This window comes from Phenylobacterium sp., from assembly GCF_004799395.1.
GTDB lineage: Bacteria > Pseudomonadota > Alphaproteobacteria > Caulobacterales > Caulobacteraceae > Phenylobacterium.
Window position 1 is genome coordinate 1 of the sequence record NZ_SSMZ01000124.1, and the last position, 15721, is coordinate 15721.

Annotated in this window: 17 protein-coding genes; 8 read left to right on the forward strand and 9 right to left on the reverse strand. The window is 68.6% G+C overall.

The window, feature by feature from the left end; genetic code table 11:
* Positions 1-106: 106 nt before the first annotated feature.
* The 3 genes from E8A12_RS08445 to E8A12_RS08455 all read right to left on the reverse strand — a co-directional run bounded on the left by E8A12_RS08445 (position 107) and on the right by E8A12_RS08455 (position 3423).
* Complete coding sequence (locus tag E8A12_RS08445; protein ID WP_293367593.1) at positions 107-1006, reverse strand: 5'-methylthioadenosine/S-adenosylhomocysteine nucleosidase; 900 nt, start codon at positions 1004-1006, stop codon at positions 107-109.
* A gap of 335 nt (positions 1007-1341) precedes the next feature.
* Positions 1342-2598 carry a UbiH/UbiF/VisC/COQ6 family ubiquinone biosynthesis hydroxylase gene (locus E8A12_RS08450; protein ID WP_293367595.1) on the reverse strand — a complete coding sequence of 419 codons (1257 nt, stop codon included), beginning with the start codon at positions 2596-2598 and terminating at the stop codon, positions 1342-1344.
* A gap of 3 nt (positions 2599-2601) precedes the next feature.
* Complete coding sequence (locus E8A12_RS08455; RefSeq protein ID WP_293367597.1) at positions 2602-3423, reverse strand: enoyl-ACP reductase; 822 nt, start codon at positions 3421-3423, stop codon at positions 2602-2604.
* Between the two features lie 157 nt (positions 3424-3580).
* Between E8A12_RS08455 and E8A12_RS08460 the strand changes: the two genes are divergently transcribed.
* Positions 3581-5353, forward strand: coding sequence for a chloride channel protein (locus tag E8A12_RS08460; protein WP_293367599.1), 1773 nt, complete (start codon positions 3581-3583; stop codon positions 5351-5353).
* 13 nt (positions 5354-5366) lie between these two features.
* Here E8A12_RS08460 and fabB read toward each other — a convergent pair whose 3' ends face one another.
* The 3 genes from fabB to E8A12_RS08475 all read right to left on the reverse strand — a co-directional run bounded on the left by fabB (position 5367) and on the right by E8A12_RS08475 (position 7733).
* Positions 5367-6578: a beta-ketoacyl-ACP synthase I gene (gene fabB / locus E8A12_RS08465; protein WP_293367601.1), complete on the reverse strand. Its 1212-nt coding sequence runs from the start codon at positions 6576-6578 to the stop codon at positions 5367-5369.
* A gap of 18 nt (positions 6579-6596) precedes the next feature.
* Complete coding sequence (gene fabA / locus E8A12_RS08470; protein WP_293367603.1) at positions 6597-7112, reverse strand: 3-hydroxyacyl-[acyl-carrier-protein] dehydratase FabA; 516 nt, start codon at positions 7110-7112, stop codon at positions 6597-6599.
* Between the two features lie 75 nt (positions 7113-7187).
* Complete coding sequence (locus E8A12_RS08475) at positions 7188-7733, reverse strand: SH3 domain-containing protein (RefSeq protein ID WP_293367605.1); 546 nt, start codon at positions 7731-7733, stop codon at positions 7188-7190.
* Between the two features lie 96 nt (positions 7734-7829).
* On the opposite strand from E8A12_RS08475, the gene E8A12_RS08480 reads away from it, so the two are divergent.
* Complete coding sequence (locus E8A12_RS08480) at positions 7830-8816, forward strand: D-glycerate dehydrogenase (protein WP_293367607.1); 987 nt, start codon at positions 7830-7832, stop codon at positions 8814-8816.
* Between the two features lie 48 nt (positions 8817-8864).
* Here the strand turns inward: E8A12_RS08480 and E8A12_RS08485 are convergent, their stop codons facing one another.
* Entirely contained in the window at positions 8865-9518 is a 654-nt protein-coding gene (locus tag E8A12_RS08485; RefSeq protein WP_293367609.1) for an O-methyltransferase, read from the reverse strand.
* A complete protein-coding gene (gene moeB / locus E8A12_RS08490; RefSeq protein WP_293367611.1) occupies positions 9515-10261 on the reverse strand; it encodes a molybdopterin-synthase adenylyltransferase MoeB in 747 nt (248 codons plus the stop codon). Before moeB ends, E8A12_RS08485 begins: the two co-directional genes overlap by 4 nt.
* Positions 10262-10397: 136 nt before the next feature.
* Here moeB and E8A12_RS08495 point away from each other — a divergent pair, with 136 nt between their 5' ends.
* Complete coding sequence (locus E8A12_RS08495) at positions 10398-11261, forward strand: DUF4440 domain-containing protein (protein WP_293367613.1); 864 nt, start codon at positions 10398-10400, stop codon at positions 11259-11261.
* Here E8A12_RS08495 and E8A12_RS08500 read toward each other — a convergent pair.
* Complete coding sequence (locus E8A12_RS08500) at positions 11258-11746, reverse strand: DUF2244 domain-containing protein (RefSeq protein ID WP_293367615.1); 489 nt, start codon at positions 11744-11746, stop codon at positions 11258-11260. The genes E8A12_RS08495 and E8A12_RS08500 overlap by 4 nt on opposite strands.
* Before the next feature lie 55 nt (positions 11747-11801).
* Between E8A12_RS08500 and nth the strand changes: the two genes are divergently transcribed.
* The 5 genes from nth to hisA all read left to right on the forward strand — a co-directional run bounded on the left by nth (position 11802) and on the right by hisA (position 15720).
* On the forward strand, positions 11802-12497 hold the full coding sequence (nth, locus tag E8A12_RS08505; protein ID WP_293367617.1) for an endonuclease III: 696 nt from the start codon (positions 11802-11804) through the stop codon (positions 12495-12497).
* Positions 12498-12751: 254 nt separating this feature from the next.
* On the forward strand, positions 12752-13741 hold the full coding sequence (locus E8A12_RS08510; protein WP_293367619.1) for an adenosine kinase: 990 nt from the start codon (positions 12752-12754) through the stop codon (positions 13739-13741).
* A 1-nt stretch (position 13742) separates the two neighbouring features.
* Positions 13743-14333, forward strand: a complete 591-nt coding sequence (gene hisB / locus E8A12_RS08515; protein WP_293367621.1) for an imidazoleglycerol-phosphate dehydratase HisB — start codon at positions 13743-13745, stop codon at positions 14331-14333.
* A gap of 11 nt (positions 14334-14344) precedes the next feature.
* A complete protein-coding gene (gene hisH / locus E8A12_RS08520) occupies positions 14345-15001 on the forward strand; it encodes an imidazole glycerol phosphate synthase subunit HisH (protein WP_293367623.1) in 657 nt (218 codons plus the stop codon).
* Positions 14998-15720, forward strand: coding sequence for a 1-(5-phosphoribosyl)-5-[(5-phosphoribosylamino)methylideneamino]imidazole-4-carboxamide isomerase (gene hisA / locus E8A12_RS08525; RefSeq protein WP_293367625.1), 723 nt, complete (start codon positions 14998-15000; stop codon positions 15718-15720). Before hisH ends, hisA begins: the two co-directional genes overlap by 4 nt.
* The last annotated feature ends 1 nt before the right edge of the window (position 15721 follow it).

Consider the following 15721-nt stretch of genomic DNA (forward strand, 5'->3'; position numbering starts at 1 on the left):
GCTCTCACGCCCCAAATCGACCTGCAGCCAGGCGAAAACACCTGCCGTCCGGTGGACAAGGCTCCCGAACTCATTGAAAAATAGCCGTTTATGGACAGAAACTAGCCTAGGGCAGCGCCGCCACGAAGGCCCGGACCACCGCCGCCGAATTGTCCGAAGCGAGCTGGAAGAAGGTCATGGCCTGGTTCGCCCCGGGGTCGCCGCCGGCCAGGTCCGAGAGACTGCGGAAGGCGATGAAGGGCATGCCATTGACCAGCGCCACCTGCGCCACCGCCGCGCTCTCCATATCCAGGACCTTCGCGGAGAAGGTCGAATAGGCCCAGGCCCGCAGGGCGGCGTTGTCGACGAAGGCCTGGCCGGAGACCCCGTTTCCGCCGACCACCACATGAGGCGATGACTTCAGGCACAGGCCAGCCGCCGTGCAGCGCTTCAAGGCCACCCCGCTGGCCACGCGTCGCGCCACGGCGATCAGCGCGGGATCGGCCGGGAACCACTGGCGGGCCTCCGGCGCGCCCGGCGCGCGAAGCACCTCGACCGCCTTGGGATACATCATCCCGAACGGCGCCCCGGTCAGCGGCTCGCCCGGCGGCGGGGCGTAGTGGCCGGGCGTGTCCTCCCGGGCCATGACGCTTTCCAGGTACTGGCCCCATTGATCCGGCGCCACCACGTCGCCCACATCGAGGCTCGGGTCCACCCCACCGGCGATGCCGGAAAACACGATGCGGCTGACATGGAACCGGTCCAGCGCGCGCTGGGTGGTCATGGCCGCGTTGACCATGCTCATGCCGGAGAGGAACAGGACCACCGGCTTGCCCTCAAGGATGCCGGTCGTGAACACGGTCCCGGCGAGGGTGACGGTGTGTTTGTCGGTGGTGGCCGCTTCCAGGGCGATGAGTTCGGGGGCGAAGGCTGAGACGACGGCGGTGCGTGGCACGGCGTCGTCCGCGGCGCGGGCCGAGGTCGCGAGGGCGGCGAAGAGGGCGAGGAGAGCTAGGCTGAGGCGCATGGGTGGAGCTTAGCTGCAACAGCGGCGTGGCGCTGAGTGCAGAATGGTCGCCAAGGTTCAAGCGAGGTCTGGCGCTCAAAAACCTCCCCCGCGCAGCGGGCGGAGGGGACCGCGAAGCGGCGGAGGGGGCGCTGCCGGTCCACCGAACCCACAGCACGGCGCCAACGCCCCTCCAGCCCTCCGGGCCACCTCCCCCGAACGCTGCCGTAAACGGGGGAGGTTTTGAGGCGTGACATAGCCCACTCTCTGGCGTGGGAAATGCCCTAAAACCTCATGGCGAGATTGGCTCTTGGGCTTCGTGGACTTAAGGGTTGGGGTATTCGCGGCGGCTCGAGCTACAGCGCCTCGCCCCGCAGCAACCTCGGCAAATCCCCCATCGCCCCGCCCGCCTCGGTCATGAAGAACCGCCGCGCGGGCCCGATGCGGTTCACCGCCGCCATGCCCGCGCCTCTGGCCAGCCGCAGCAGCGGATGGTCGTTGGAGAACAAGCGCACAAACGCGTCCATCCCGGCGCTTAAGGTCACGGTGTCGAACCTCCGCCAAGCGGCGTAGCGCTCCAGCACCGCCTCCGAGCCGATGTCCTCGCCCAGGCGCATCGCCTCGACCAGCACTTCAGCGAGGGCGGCTGCGCCCTTCAGGCCGAGGTTCAGGCCCTGGCCGGCGATGGGGTGGACGCCGTGGGCGGCGTCGCCCAACAGGGCCGCGCGGGGCGCGGTGAAGCGTTCGGCCAGCTGCAGGCTCAAGGGATAGGTGAAGACCGGCCCCTCGACGCGGACCTCGCCGAGATAGTCGCCGAAGCGGCGGTCGAGGTGGGCCTGGAAGATTTCCGGCCGGGCGGTCTTCAGCGCGGCGCCCCGGGCGCGGCTCTCGGTCCAGACCAGGCTCGCCCGGTTGCCGGTCAACGGCAGGATCGCGAAGGGGCCGCCGGGCAGGAAATATTCGTGCGCCACGCCCTCGTGCGGCTTCTCCAGGCGCACGGTCGCGACCACGCCGGTCTGCGGATAGTCCCAGCCGATGGCGCCGATCTTGGCCTCGGTGCGGATCACCGAGCCGCGGCCCTCGGCGCCCACGGCGACCGGCGCGCGCAGAGTCCGGCCGTCGGCCAGGGTCACCACCGCCTCGCGGGCGCCGAAGGCGGCGCTCGCCACCTTGGCCGGCGCCAGGACCGTGATGCCGGCCTCCAGGATCGCCTGGGCCAGCGCGGCGCGGATGCGGCGGTTCTCCAGCAGGTAGCCAAGGGGCTCGCCGTCGGAGCTGTCCGCGATCTCGGCGCTGTCGAACCGGAGGAAGAATGGGCTGGCCGGGCCGGAGGCGGCGCCGGGCGTCGAGCCGTCGGTGACCAGGATCTGCTCGATCCGCTGGACGTGGGGGGCCAGCGCCTCGCCGACCCCCAGCGCGCGCCACTGGCGGAAGGCGGCGTAGGCGATGGCCGAGGCGCGTCCATCGAATGTCGGAGCCACCTGACTGTCGAACGCGACCGGGTCGATCAGGACCGGCTTCAAACCGGCCTGGTTCAGCGCCAGCGCTAGGGTCGCGCCGGCGATGCCGGCTCCGGCGATGATGACGTCCACGTCCTGGGCGGCGTCAGCCATGGCTCAGCCTTCTCCGGCCTCGTCTTCGCGGAAGCCCATGATGTGGAAACCGGCGTCCACGTGGATCACCTCGCCTGTGGTCGACAAGCCCAGGTCCGACAACAGCCACAGCGCCGCGCCAGCGACGCCCTCCATGGAGGTATCCTCCTGCATGGCCGAGAGCGCGCGGCCCTTGGCCAGCATGCCGCGACCGCCGGAGATGCCGGCGAGTGACAAGGTCTTCATCGCGCCGGGCGACATGGCGTTGACCCGGATGCCCCTGGGCCCCAAGTCGCGGGCGGCGTAGCGCACCGCCGCTTCCAGCGCCGCCTTGGCGACGCCCATGGTGTTGTAGTTCGGAATCGCCCGCTCGGAGCCCATGTAGGTCAGGGTCAGGATCGACCCACCGGTATCTGGCATCAGGGCCGCGGCGCGCCGCGCGCAGTCCACGAAACTGAACGCCGAGACGTCCATCGCCCGCAGGAACCCCTCGCGGGTGGTGTTCTCCACGAAGCTGCCCTTCAGCTCGTCCCGGTTTGCGAAGGCGATAGCGTGGAGGAAGAAATCGATCTGGCCGAACGCCTTCTCGACGACGCCGAAGGCTGAATCCATGGCCGCGTCGTCCGTGACATCGACCGGCGCCAGCACCTTGACCCCGATGCTCTCTGCCAGCGGCTCGACCCGGCGCTCCATGCCCGGCAGATGCAGGAAGGCCATCTCGGCGCCCTGCGCGGCCAGCTGGCTGGCGATGCCCCAGGCGATCGACTGGTGGTTGGCGACGCCGGTGATCACCCCGCGCTTGCCGCGCATGAGTTCGCCTTTGGGCATTTGATAGTCTTCGGCCACGCGGCGTCTCCCTTCGCTTTGGGTCGTCGAGGCCGGTTTGTGGACGGGGCCGGGGCGAAGGGCAAGCGGCCGTGATGCAGGTCTGGGTCTTCAATTCGTCGCCCGGCTGGGCGTATGACGTGGGATCGGACCACCGGAGAGAGCCAAAGACCCCCGGATGATCGACGTTCCCTTCGTCACTTCCCCGCGGCGCGCGCCGATGCGGCTGCTGACGGCGCTCCGGCGGCGGATGCGGACCAGCGAGCTGTGGCTGATCGCACTGGCGGTGCTGGTCGGCGCGGCGGCGGGCCTGCTGGCGGTGATCCAGGCGGGCCTGGCGCATGGGCTGCAGTCGCTGCTCTACGGAATCAAGTTCGACGAGCGGCTGAGTGCTGCGGCGCAGATCGCGCCGCTCACCGCCGTGTGGCTCGCCGCCGGGGGCCTGGTTCTGGGCGGCTTCACCTGGCTGGTGCAGCGCCGGCGCTCCACCTTGGTGGACGTGGTCGAGGCCAATGCGCTCTACGGCGGCGTGCTGGGCCTGGTCGACAGCCTGATCGTCTGCGCCCAGACCGTGCTCTCCAACGGCGTCGGGGCCTCGGTGGGGCTGGAGGCGGCCTATGCTCAGGCTGGCGGCGCGGCCGCCTCCTGGGCCGGGCGACAGATGAAGCTGCGCCGCCATGACATGCGCATTCTGCTGGGCGCGGGCGCGGGCGCCGCAATCGGGGCGGCTTTCGGAGCGCCGTTGACCGGCGCCTTCTACGCCTTCGAGATCGTCATCGGCTCCTACACGCCCTCGGCCATCGCTCCAGTGGCGGCGGCCTGCCTGACCAGTGTGATGGTCGCCAAGGCCATTGGCGCGCCGCCCTATTCCATCGAGATCGCCGCCCAGAACACGCCGGACGCCCTGGGCTACGCCCTCTATTCGGGCCTGGGCCTGATCTGCGCCCTGATCGGGGTGGCGATCATGCGCCTGGTGGCGGTGGCTGATCGGCTGGTTCGGGCTTCCCCCATACCCATGGTCCTGCGGCCCGCCGTGGGCGGCCTGCTGCTGGGCGTGCTGGCGGTGATCTCGCCGCAGACCTTGTCGGCCGGTCACGGGGCGCTGCACCTGGACCTGGCTGTGGGCGTGCCCCTGGCGATCCTGGCCATCGTCCTGGCGCTGAAGACGCTGGCCTCGGTGATCTCGCTCGGCTTCGGCTTCCGAGGCGGCCTGTTCTTCGCCTCGCTGTTCCTCGGAACCTTGGTCGGGCAGCTCTATGCCGGCGCCGCCGACTTCGCCTCCATCGAGAGGCTGAGCCCGGAGAACGCCGCGCTCGTCGGCATGGGCGCCCTGGCGGTCACCGTGGTCGGGGGCCCGCTGACCATGAGTTTCCTGGTGCTGGAGACCACCCGCGATTTCGGCGTCGCCGCCGCGACCTTGGCCGCCACTCTGATCGCCTCAACCGTAGTGCGCGAGCGGTTCGGCTATTCCTTCTCCACCTGGCGGCTGCACCTGCGCGGCGAGACCATCCGCTCGGCCCGCGACGTTGGCTGGATGCGCACACTCACCGCCGGCAAGATGATGCGTAAGGACCCGCCCACCGCGCCGGCCGCAATCACCCTAACCGAATTCCGCCGGCGCTATCCCTTGGGCTCGACCCAGCGGGTGCTGCTGGTCGATGACCTGGGCGGCTATGTGGGTGTGATGGTCACCGCCAGCGCTTACGCCGACGGGCTCGACCTGGAGGCGCTCGCCGAGAGCCTGGCGGTCAGCCGCGATGATACGTTATCGCCAGAAATGAGCATCGAGGCGGTGATGCGCGCTTTCGAAACCACCGAGACCGACGAACTTGCCGTCGTCGGGCCTGAAGGCGAGGTGTTGGGCCTGCTGGCCGAGGCCTACGTCACCCGGCGCTACGCCAGCGAACTGGAGAAGCAGCAACTCGACCTCTACGGCGAGGGCAAGGACTGATGCCGCGCGGCGCTCAGACCCGGGCCATCACAAGACAGCCGTTGGTCCCGCCGAAGCCAAACGAGTTGCTCATCACCGTCTCGAGCGGCCGGTCGGCGCGTTCGCGCAGGATCGGCAAGTCGGCGAATTCGGGGTCGAGGTTGTCGATGTTGGCGCTCTCGGCGGCGAAGCCGTTGTTCATCATCAGGAGGCAGTAGATCGCCTCCTGGGCGCCGGCCGCGCCCAGGCTGTGCCCCGTCAGCGACTTGGTGGACGAGATCAGCGGCGGCTTCGCGCCGAACACCTCGCGCACCGCGGTCATCTCGCGGGAATCGCCCACCGGCGTCGAGGTGCCGTGCGGGTTCAGGTAGTCGATGGGCCGTCCGCCGATGGTCGACATGGCGATCTTCATGCAGCGCACCGCGCCCTCGCCCGATGGCGCGACCATATCGTAGCCGTCGGAGTTGGCCGCGTAGCCGATGATCTCGCCGTAGATCTTCGCGCCGCGGGCCTTGGCGTGCTCGTACTCCTCCAGCACGACGATGGCGCCGCCGCCGGCGATCACGAAGCCGTCGCGGTCCTTGTCGTAGGCGCGGCTCGCCACGGCCGGTGTCGCGTTAAAGTTGGAGCTCATGGCGCCCATGGCGTCGAACATGACGCTCAAGGTCCAGTCCAGCTCTTCGACGCCGCCCGCGAAGACGATGTCCTGCTTGCCCATGAGGATCTGCTCATAGCCCACGCCGATGCAGTGGGCCGAGGTGGCGCAGGCCGAGGAGATTGAGAAGTTCAAGCCCTTGATCTTGAACCAAGTGGCCAGCACGGCGCTGGCGCCGGAGCTCATCGCCTTGGGCACGGCGAAGGGGCCGACGCGCTTGGGGCCCTTGGAGCGGGTGATCTCCGCGGCCTCCACGATGGCGCGGGTCGAGGGCCCGCCGGAGCCGACGATCAGGCCCGTGCGCTCATGGGAAACCTCGGCCTCTTCCAGGCCGCTATCGGCGATCGCCTGCTCCATGGCGATGTGGCCGAAGGCCGTGCCTTGGGCGAGGAACCGCGCAGCGCGGCGGTCGACCATGGATTCCCAGTCGATCTGCGGCTTGGCGTGCACCTGGCAGCGGAAGCCCAACTCGGCATATTCCAGGGCGGCAGTGAGGCCCGACTTCGCCTCGCGCAAAGAGGCGAGCACCTCGTTGGCGTTGTTGCCGATCGAGGAGACGACACCCATCCCGGTGACGACTACGCGCCGCATTCCTGATCTCCCGATCCGTCAGGTCCGCTGGAATAGACCGACGCGAAGGTCGGCCGCCGTATAGATGGGCGTTCCGTCGGCTTCCAGAACCCCGTCGCCGATTCCCATCACAAGGCGTCGGTTGATGACACGCTTCATATCGACCTTGTAGGTGACTTTTGTGATCGATGTCGTCACTTCGCCCGCGAACCTGGCCTCGCCGCAGCCGAGCGCGCGACCGCGGCCCTTGCCGCCGATCCAGCCCAGATAGAAGCCGACCAACTGCCAGAGCGCGTCGAGGCCCAGGCTGCCCGGCATGACCGGGTCGCCGATGAAATGGCACTTGAAGAACCAGAGGTCCGGATTGATGTCGAACTCCGCCTCGATGTAGCCCTTGCCGTGGGCTCCGCCGTCGTCGTTGATCTGGGTGATCCGGTCGAACAGCAACATCGGCGGCGACGGAAGTTGGGCGTTCCCCGGCCCGAACATCTCGGCGCGCGCGCACGTCATCAGCTCTTCGAAGCTGTACTGGCTCTTGGCTGTGGGGTGCGTCATCGAACCGTCCGTATCCTCAAGGGCGCCCGGCGTAGCAGAGCCGCATCCGGCGCTCAATAACGCGCAACGGTCCCGCTAGTGGCACTGCGGCGTGTCGGTGGTGCCCCAGAGCGCGCCTTCGCGCACCCAGCCGGAGGCATGATCGGCCTTCACCTTGCACCAGCCCTTGTCGCAATGGTCCAGGCCGGCGAGGGCGCGGGAGTTCAAATAGGCCGCCGCCTTGAAGCCATCCTTCGGCCGCTTGAGGAGGGGCACGGCCTGGGACGTGGTGTTCATGGTCATCCGCCGCCCGTCGGTGACGCGCTTGTGCACCCAGGCGAGCGTTCCCTCCGGGTCGCAGACGCGCCGCCACTCGCTGGTCTCGGCCACCACCTGTAGCGGCAGGCCGCGCACGCGGTAGACGAACAGCAGTTTGTGGTCGTCGCCAGGTCCGGCGCGAGCGTTGACCTTGTCGAATTTCAGCGACACGTAGCGCGGCACCGGCATCCCTGAAGGTGTCTGGCGTTCGGGCGCGGCGGCGGTCGTCAGCACGCCGACAGCGGCCAGCAGACCTAGAGCCGCGCTTTTCAGCAGCAGCCCCTTCGGTCCCAGCCTTTTCTGCGCGTCGCCTTGGCCGCCCATGGAGCCTTTGATACAGATTCAAACAACAGGACGCGCCGGTGAAGCGGCGTCAAGGAAACGCCCCCTCTTCACGTCACCCCCAATTTCAAGACACCCATGGCCGCCCGCAAGCCGAAAGTCATCGTCACCCGAAAACTCCCCGGCCCGGTGGAGACGCGGATGCGCGAACTCTTCGACGCCGAACTGAACGACTCCGACGAGCCGTTCAGCCGCGCGCAGCTGGCCGACGCGCTCGGCCGCGCCGACGTGCTGGCGCCCACCATCACCGACAAGATCGACGCCACCCTCATCGAAAAAGCCGGGCCGCAGCTGAAACTGATCGCCAACTTCGGTGTCGGCATCGACCACATCGACGTCGCCGCGGCCAACGCCAGGGGGATCGCTGTCACCAACACGCCGGGCGTGCTGACCGAGGACACCGCCGACTTGACCATGGCCCTGATCATGGCCGTCGCCCGCCGCATCGTCGAAGGCGCCAATGTCACGCAAGAGGGCGGTTTCCAAGGCTGGACTCCCACCTGGATGATGGGCCACCGGATCACCGGCAAGCGGCTCGGCATCATCGGCATGGGCCGGATCGGCCAAGCGGTCGCCCGCCGCGCCAAGGCTTTCGGCCTGCAGATCCACTACCACAACCGCAAACCGGTCAGTTCGCGCATCGCCGAGGAGCTGGAGGCCACCTATTGGGAAAGCCTCGACCAGATGCTGGCGCGGATGGACATCGTCTCGGTCCATTCGCCGCACACGCCGGCCACCTATCACCTGCTTTCGGCGCGGCGGCTGAAACTGCTGCAGCCCCACGCCATCCTCATCAACACCGCCCGCGGCGAGATCATCGACGAGGGTGCGCTCGCCGACCTGTTGAGGGCCGGCGCCATCGCGGGCGCCGGCCTCGATGTCTTCGAGTTCGAACCCAAGATCAATCCGAAGCTCCTGGGCCTTCCCAACGCGGTCCTCCTGCCCCACCTCGGCTCGGCGACCATCGAGGGCCGCGTCGACATGGGCGAGAAAGTGATCATCAACATCCGCACCTGGATGGACGGCCACAAACCGCCCGACCGGGTGATCCCGGCGATGATGTGAGCGCGAAGCAAGTCATCCCGGCGAAGGCCGGGATCCAGATCGTGCCGGCTAGTCCAGGACCCGGATCATGCAAAGACCGTCCCAGCCCTTTGAGCCCACGGTCTGGACCGCGGTTGCGCTGACCCGCGGTTCGGCGGCGATCATCTCGAACATTCGCCGGATGCCCCGGATGTTGGCGTCGCCGGCGGGGTCGGCCACGCCGCCGCCGCGGACCACATTGTCGACGACGATCAACGAGCCCGGCCGGCTTAGCCTGAGCGCCCAGGCGAAATAGTCCGGGTTTGACGCCTTGTCGGCGTCGATGAAGACCAGGTCGAAGGGCCCCGACAGGGTTGGCAGCAGGTCGACCGCCGCGCCAACCTTCACCTCGACCTGCGCCGCGAGCCCGGCGCGGGCGATGTTCTTTCGCGCCACCTCGGCGTGCCGGGCCTCGTACTCCAGCGTCACCAGCCGGCCGTTCGCTGGCAAGGCGCGAGCGAGCCAGATCGTCGAGTAACCGCCGAGCGTGCCGATCTCGAGAATGCGTTCCGCGCCCAGCATCTGGGCCAGCAGCTGCAGCAGCTTGCCCTGATTGGGCGCGACCGCGATCGCCGGCAGGCCAGCCGCGGCGCTATCCGCCAGCGCCTGATTCAGCACCGGGTCGGGCGCCAGCAATGCGCCGACCATGTAATCGTCGACTTTCGTCCAATCCTGCTGGGTCATCCCGCGCCGCCTCCACACACTGGGCACTCCGGATCGGCCCCGACCCGCACCGTTCGCGTCTCCGCCGACAACGCGTCGTAGATCATCAGCCGCCCCGTCAGCGGTTCGCCCGCGCCGGTGATCAGCTTGATCGCCTCCAGGGCCATCATCGAGCCGACCACGCCGGCCAGCGCGCCGACCACGCCCACAGCGACGCAGGTCTCGGCGTCCGGCGGGATCTCGGGCACCAGGCAACGGTAGCAGGGTTGGCCTGCGAACACGCCCACCTGTCCCGTCCAGCGGCCGATGGCGCCGGAGATCAGCGGCTTGCCGTGGCGCACGCAGGCGGCGTTGACCTCGTAGCGCGCCTCGAAGCTGTCGGTGCCGTCCAGCACCAGGTCGACGCCCTCCACCAACTGGTCGGCGTTGTCGGGTCCGAAGGCGTCCGGGCCGCCAGCCACGAAGATGTGCGGGTTCAGCGCCGCCAGCCGGTCTGCGGCGGCTTCCACCTTCGGCAGGCCGATATCGGCCTCGGCGTAGAGGATCTGGCGCTGCAGGTTGGAGCGGTCGACCTCGTCGGGGTCCACCAGGATCAGGGTTCCGATTCCGGCGGCGGCCAGGTACAGGGCCGCCGGCGATCCCAGGCCGCCGGCCCCGACGATGAGCGCGCTGGCGGCCTTGAGCCTCTGCTGCCCTGGGCCGCCCACCTCGCGCAGCACCAGGTGGCGCGCGTAACGCTCGATCTCAAGGTCGGTGAACACCATGGCCGCTATCTTGGCCTTGGAGGCCCCAAGCGCAACAGGCGCGCAAACTGTCGCTTGGCCGGGACCGCTGGTCGCACTGGCCCGCGACGCCCCTGTCGGGCTAGGGCATAGGCGCCGGATCAGGAGACTGCCGACCTTGCTGAAGATGACCCTCGCCTTGGCCGCCGCCGTCGCTCTTGCCGCCGGCGGTGCGCTCGCCGCGCCGGCCCCGGCCGCCGATCCGGCCCCGGTGATCGCCGCCGAGCATGCCTTCGCCGCCCGCGCGGCCGAGATCGGGGTGGCGCCGAGCTTCCTGGAATATATGACCGACGAAGCCATCGTTCTCAGTCCCGACCCGCTGCTGGCCCGGGCGGTCTACGGCGTGCGGCCGGCGCCCAAGCTGCCGAAGGACGGCGGAACCCTGCTCAACTGGTGGCCGAACTTCGCCGGCGTGGCGCGCTCCGGCGACCTGGGCTTCACCACCGGCCCGGCCACCGTGAATGGGGGCAAGCCTGGTGTGTTCTATTTCACGGTATGGACGCGGCGGCCGGGCGGGCCCTGGAAATGGATCTACGACGGCGGCGTCGAGGCGGATGGCGCAGCCGCGCCCGGACCGGCCGAGGCGCCGATCCTGCTGCCGCCCGGCGACGCAAGGCCGCTGGCGCCGGATGTGGCCATGCAGCAGGTGCGCAGCGCCGAGATCGCCCTCGCCGCCAAGGCCAGGATCGACACCGCCGCCGCCTACAGGGCAGTTCTGGCGGCTGACGCCCGCGTGCAGGGCTCCAAGTTCGCGCCCGCCACGACCCCGGCTGCGGCCGATCAGGAGCTCGCCACGCGCGCCAAGGCCATCGCGTTCGGCCCCATCGGCGGCGGAGCGTCCAAGGCGGGCGACCTGGCCTGGACCTACGGCGACGCCAAGTGGCAGGCGGGCCGCGGCCACTATGTGCGCATCTGGCAACGCCGCGGCGGCAAATGGACGCTAGTGTTCGATCAGATCACTGAGGTTGAGAAGCCGACCTAGCCGCGCTCCCGCCGCGCTTCCCAGATCGCCTGTTCGAGAGCCTTGGCGAACTCGCCGCGCTCCCGGGGGCTGAGCGCCTGGGCGACGGCCACCTCACGCCCTGACAGCGCCAGGCGCAGGCCGAAGGTGTGTTCGTCCTCGCGCTCGACGTTGACGCGGGTGAAGGCTGTCGGGCTTTCCCAGACCACCCGGCTCCAGCTCGGCGTCTCGTGGGTCACCACCACGTCGCGGGCGGTGATGGTCACCCGCTCCACCCGCCGCGCCTGGCGGAAGCTCACCGTAAAGGCGACCAGCACCGCCATCACGTCGATGCCGAGGAAAAAGGGCACAAAGACCGCACCCATGTGGACGAACACCGCCGCCGAGCAGCAGTTGGCGAGGGTCACTATGGCGATCAGGATGATGAAGCCCCGCTCCGAGAGCGAGCGGTGCGGCGTGATCACCGCGTCCATGTAGGTCTGGCCCATCATCTGGGCCCGGACCATAGGCCCGGAAACCGCCTTGGCGGAAGGGGTCGGCTCACGCCATCTTGCGCCGCGCATGTCCAGAACCGCGAAACCGAAGGCGAAGACGCCCGCCAAGACGCGCCTCAGCCCCGCCGAACAGGCGCGGATCGCCGAGATTTTCCGCCGCTTCGAGGAACAGGAGAGCGATCCTCGCACCGAGCTCGACTATGGGAGCCCCTTCGAACTGGTCACCGCGGTCGCGCTGTCGGCCCAGGCGACGGACGTGTCGGTGAACAAGGCGACCTACAAGCTCTTCAAGGTCGCCGACACGCCGCAGAAGATGCTGGCCCTGGGCGAGGCGGGCCTGAAGCCCTTCATCTCCTCGATCGGCCTCTACAACTCCAAGGCCAGGAATGTCATCGCCATGAGTCGCATCCTAGTGGAGCAGTATGGCGGCGAGGTCCCGCTGACCCGCGAGGCGCTGCAGTCCCTGCCGGGCGTCGGGCGCAAGACCGCCTCGGTGGTGCTGAACGAGCTGCGCATCGAGCCGGCCATCGCCGTAGACACCCACGTGTTCCGCGTCTCCCATCGGCTGGGGTTGGCCAACGGCAAGACGCCCGACCAGGTCGAGGCCGAACTGATGGCCATCGTCCCGGATCCGCTGAAGACCCGCGCGCACCACTGGCTGATCCTGCACGGTCGCTATGTGTGCGTCGCGCGACGGCCGAAGTGCGAAGAGTGCGTGGTGGCCGACCTTTGCCCGTCGAAGCGTCTGTTCGTGGCGCAATAGACGCCATTCGCGCCGCCGCACTGCGTACTTCCCCCTACGGGAAAATTCCGAATATGCGGTATGGCCGACGCACCCTAACTAACCCCTCGAAGCACGCCGAACCGTTCCAACCACCGGCTCCGGTCAGCTTTATGGGGCGGCGGGACCTGCAAAGGTCCCGCCGCTCGTCGTTTGGGCTCCGCCTGAGCCGCGTTGCCGCGAAGGCCGATCTTCGGTAAGTCCCGCCCTCGCCGTACTTGCCTGAAAGTCCAAGAATGCCAGACCTCTACGACGTCGCCGCGATCGGCAACGCCATCGTCGACGTGATTGCTCCAGCCGACGACGCCTTCCTCGCGGCCAATGGCCTCGACAAGGGCGCGATGATGCTGGTGGACGCCGAGCGATCGCTGGCCCTCTACAGCAAGATGGCCAAGGGCGTGGAGACCTCCGGCGGGTCGGCGGGCAACACCATCGCCGGCGTCGCCAGCTTCGGCGGCAAGGCGGCCTATCTGGGCAAGGTCGCCGAGGACCAGTTAGGCGTGACATTCACCAACGAGATGCGGGCTATCGGCGCCCACTTCGACCCGACCCCCCTGCGGGACGGCCCAGCGACCGCGGTCTCGATGATCAACGTCACGCCGGACGGCCAGCGCACCATGTGCACTTTCTTGGGGGCCTCGGTGGAGTTCACCGATGCCGATGTGACGCCCGCCGTGATCGAGGGCGCCAAGATCGTCTACCTCGAGGGGTATCTGTTCGACGCCGAGCCGGCGCGTAAGGCCTTCGCCAAGGCCGCGGCCCTGGCGCGCGGCTCGGGCCGGATGCTGGCCATCACGCTGTCCGACGGCTTCGTGGTCGATCGCCACCGTGCGGGCCTCCTGGCCTTTATCGAAAGCCAGGTCGACCTGGTGTTCGCCAACGAGGTGGAGATCTGCTCGCTGTTCCAGACCGACAGCTTCGAGGCGGCCATGGGCGAGATCACGCTGCGCGCCAAGCTGGCCGCCGTCACCCGCAGCGAACTGGGGTCGGTCGTGGCCACCAACGCCGAGACCTATTCCGTGCCGGCCTATCCGGTGGAGAAAGTCGTGGACACCACCGGCGCCGGCGACCAATACGCGGCAGGGTTCATGTTCGGCCTCGCCCGCGGCCGGGCGCTGCCGGATTGCGCGCGGCTGGGTTCGCTGGCGGCGTCAGAAGTGATCTCGCACTACGGTCCACGCCCGCAGGTGTCGCTGCAGGCGCTGGCCGCGGAAAAGGGACTCTAAGATGAGCCGCACGGCGGAGGTTGTCCGCAATACCAAGGAGACCCAGGTCCGGATCGCCGTCGATCTGGACGGGACGGGTGCGTCGAAGGTCTCCACCGGCATCGGCTTCTTCGACCACATGCTGGAGAGCTTCATCCGCCACGGCGGTTTCGACATCGAGATCGAGACCAAGGGCGACCTGCACATCGACATGCACCACACGGTCGAAGACACCGGCATCGTGCTCGGCCAGGCGTTCAACAAGGCGCTGGATGGCTTCAAGGGCGTGCGCCGCTTCGGCCATGCCTATATTCCCATGGACGAGACCCTGACGCGGGTGGCCCTCGACCTGTCCAATCGGCCGTACCTGATCTGGAACGTGTCGTATAAGACCCCCAAGGTGGGCGATATGGACACCGAACTCTTCAAGGAATTCCATCACGCCTTCGCCATGAACTGCGGGGCCTGCGTCCACCTGGAAACCCTCTACGGGACCAATTCCCACCACATCGCCGAGAGCGGTTTCAAGGCGCTGGCCCGCGCGCTACGGACCGCCGTCGAACTCGACCCCAAGACCCACGGCCACGCCCCCTCCACCAAGGGCGTGCTGTAAGGATTTCCCCCATGCAGAGCGTCGCCCTGATCAACTACGGGTCGGGCAACCTTCGCTCGGCCGAAAAGGCCCTGATCCGCGCCGCGGACGCCAAGAGCGAAATCGTCGTCACCGACGACCCCGACGTCATCGCCGTGGCCGACCGCGTGGTGCTGCCGGGCGTCGGCGCCTTCGCGGCCTGCATGGCCGCGCTCGAGGCGCGCCCTGGGGTGATCGAGGCGATGACCGAGGCTGTGCACGGCAAGGGCGCCCCGTTCCTGGGCATCTGCGTCGGCATGCAGCTGCTCGCCTCGCGCGGCCTGGAATTCGGCGAGACGCCGGGCCTCGATTGGATCTCGGGCGACGTCCGCAAGCTGGATGACGGCGGCGACCCAGCCATCAAGATCCCGCACATGGGCTGGAACGGCCTGACAAACGTCACCGACCAGCCGGTGTTCGCCGGCCTCAAAGCCCCTCCGGGCTTGAAAGAGGGCCAGACCGTCTATTTCACCCACTCGTTCGCCTTTTTCCCGAAGGACTCCGCCGACGTGGCGGCCTATGTGGAGCACGGCGAGCGCTTCCCCGCCGCCGTCGCCCGCGGCAATGTTGCTGGCGTCCAGTTCCACCCGGAGAAATCGCAGGCCGTGGGCCTCGACCTCCTCGCGCGCTTCCTGGAGTGGCGACCGTGATCCTATATCCCGCCATCGACCTGAAAGACGGCAGCTGCGTGCGCGTCGTGCATGGGGACCTTTCCACCGCCACGGTGTTCAACACCTCGCCCGCCGCCCAGGCCCGCGCCTGGGCCGACGGCGGCTTCCACTGGATCCACGTGGTCGACCTGAACGGGGCGGTGTCCGGCCAGGCCGTGAACCAGGCCGCGGTCGAGGAGATCCTCAACGCCGTCTCCGTGCCGGTGCAGCTGGGCGGCGGCATCCGCACCCTTGCCGACATCGAGGGGTGGATCGAAGCCGGCGTCTCCAGGGTGATCCTGGGCACCGTCGCCGTGCGCGACCCGAAGATCGTCTACGAGGCCGCCAAGGCCTGGCCCGAGCAGATCGCCGTCAGCGTCGACGTGCGCAAGGGCAAGGTCGCCGTCCAGGGCTGGACCGAGGATAGCGACCTCGACGCGATCAGCGTGGCCAAGCGCTTCGAGGACGTGGGCGTCTCGGCCCTGATCATCACCGACATCGACCGCGACGGCACCACCATGGGCTTCAACGTCGAGGCCTTCGGGGCCATCGCCGACGTGGTGGCGATTCCGGTGATCGCCGCCGGCGGCCTCGCCACCGTCGAAGACATCATCCGGCTAAAGGCCCGCAAGGGGACCGAAATCGCCGGCGCCGTCCTGGGCCGCGCACTCTACAACGGCGACATCGTGCCCGACGCCGCCCTGAAGGCGGCCGCGTGAC

Excerpts from the sequence above, each read along its gene's own strand:
- E8A12_RS08485 (WP_293367609.1), bottom strand. The coding sequence starts at position 9,518 with ATGACCCAGCAGGATTGGACGAAAGTCGACGATTACATGGTCGGCGCA.
- E8A12_RS08510 (WP_293367619.1), top strand. The coding sequence starts at position 12,752 with ATGCCAGACCTCTACGACGTCGCCGCGATCGGCAACGCCATCGTCGAC.
- E8A12_RS08480 (WP_293367607.1), top strand. The coding sequence starts at position 7,830 with ATGGCCGCCCGCAAGCCGAAAGTCATCGTCACCCGAAAACTCCCCGGC.
- E8A12_RS08445 (WP_293367593.1), bottom strand. The coding sequence starts at position 1,006 with ATGCGCCTCAGCCTAGCTCTCCTCGCCCTCTTCGCCGCCCTCGCGACC.
- hisH (WP_293367623.1), top strand. The coding sequence starts at position 14,345 with ATGCAGAGCGTCGCCCTGATCAACTACGGGTCGGGCAACCTTCGCTCG.
- fabB (WP_293367601.1), bottom strand. The coding sequence starts at position 6,578 with ATGCGGCGCGTAGTCGTCACCGGGATGGGTGTCGTCTCCTCGATCGGC.
- E8A12_RS08475 (WP_293367605.1), bottom strand. The coding sequence starts at position 7,733 with ATGGGCGGCCAAGGCGACGCGCAGAAAAGGCTGGGACCGAAGGGGCTG.
- E8A12_RS08500 (WP_293367615.1), bottom strand. The coding sequence starts at position 11,746 with ATGGTCCGGGCCCAGATGATGGGCCAGACCTACATGGACGCGGTGATC.
- E8A12_RS08450 (WP_293367595.1), bottom strand. The coding sequence starts at position 2,598 with ATGGCTGACGCCGCCCAGGACGTGGACGTCATCATCGCCGGAGCCGGC.
- nth (WP_293367617.1), top strand. The coding sequence starts at position 11,802 with ATGTCCAGAACCGCGAAACCGAAGGCGAAGACGCCCGCCAAGACGCGC.
- E8A12_RS08460 (WP_293367599.1), top strand. The coding sequence starts at position 3,581 with ATGATCGACGTTCCCTTCGTCACTTCCCCGCGGCGCGCGCCGATGCGG.
- moeB (WP_293367611.1), bottom strand. The coding sequence starts at position 10,261 with ATGGTGTTCACCGACCTTGAGATCGAGCGTTACGCGCGCCACCTGGTG.
- fabA (WP_293367603.1), bottom strand. The coding sequence starts at position 7,112 with ATGACGCACCCCACAGCCAAGAGCCAGTACAGCTTCGAAGAGCTGATG.
- hisB (WP_293367621.1), top strand. The coding sequence starts at position 13,743 with ATGAGCCGCACGGCGGAGGTTGTCCGCAATACCAAGGAGACCCAGGTC.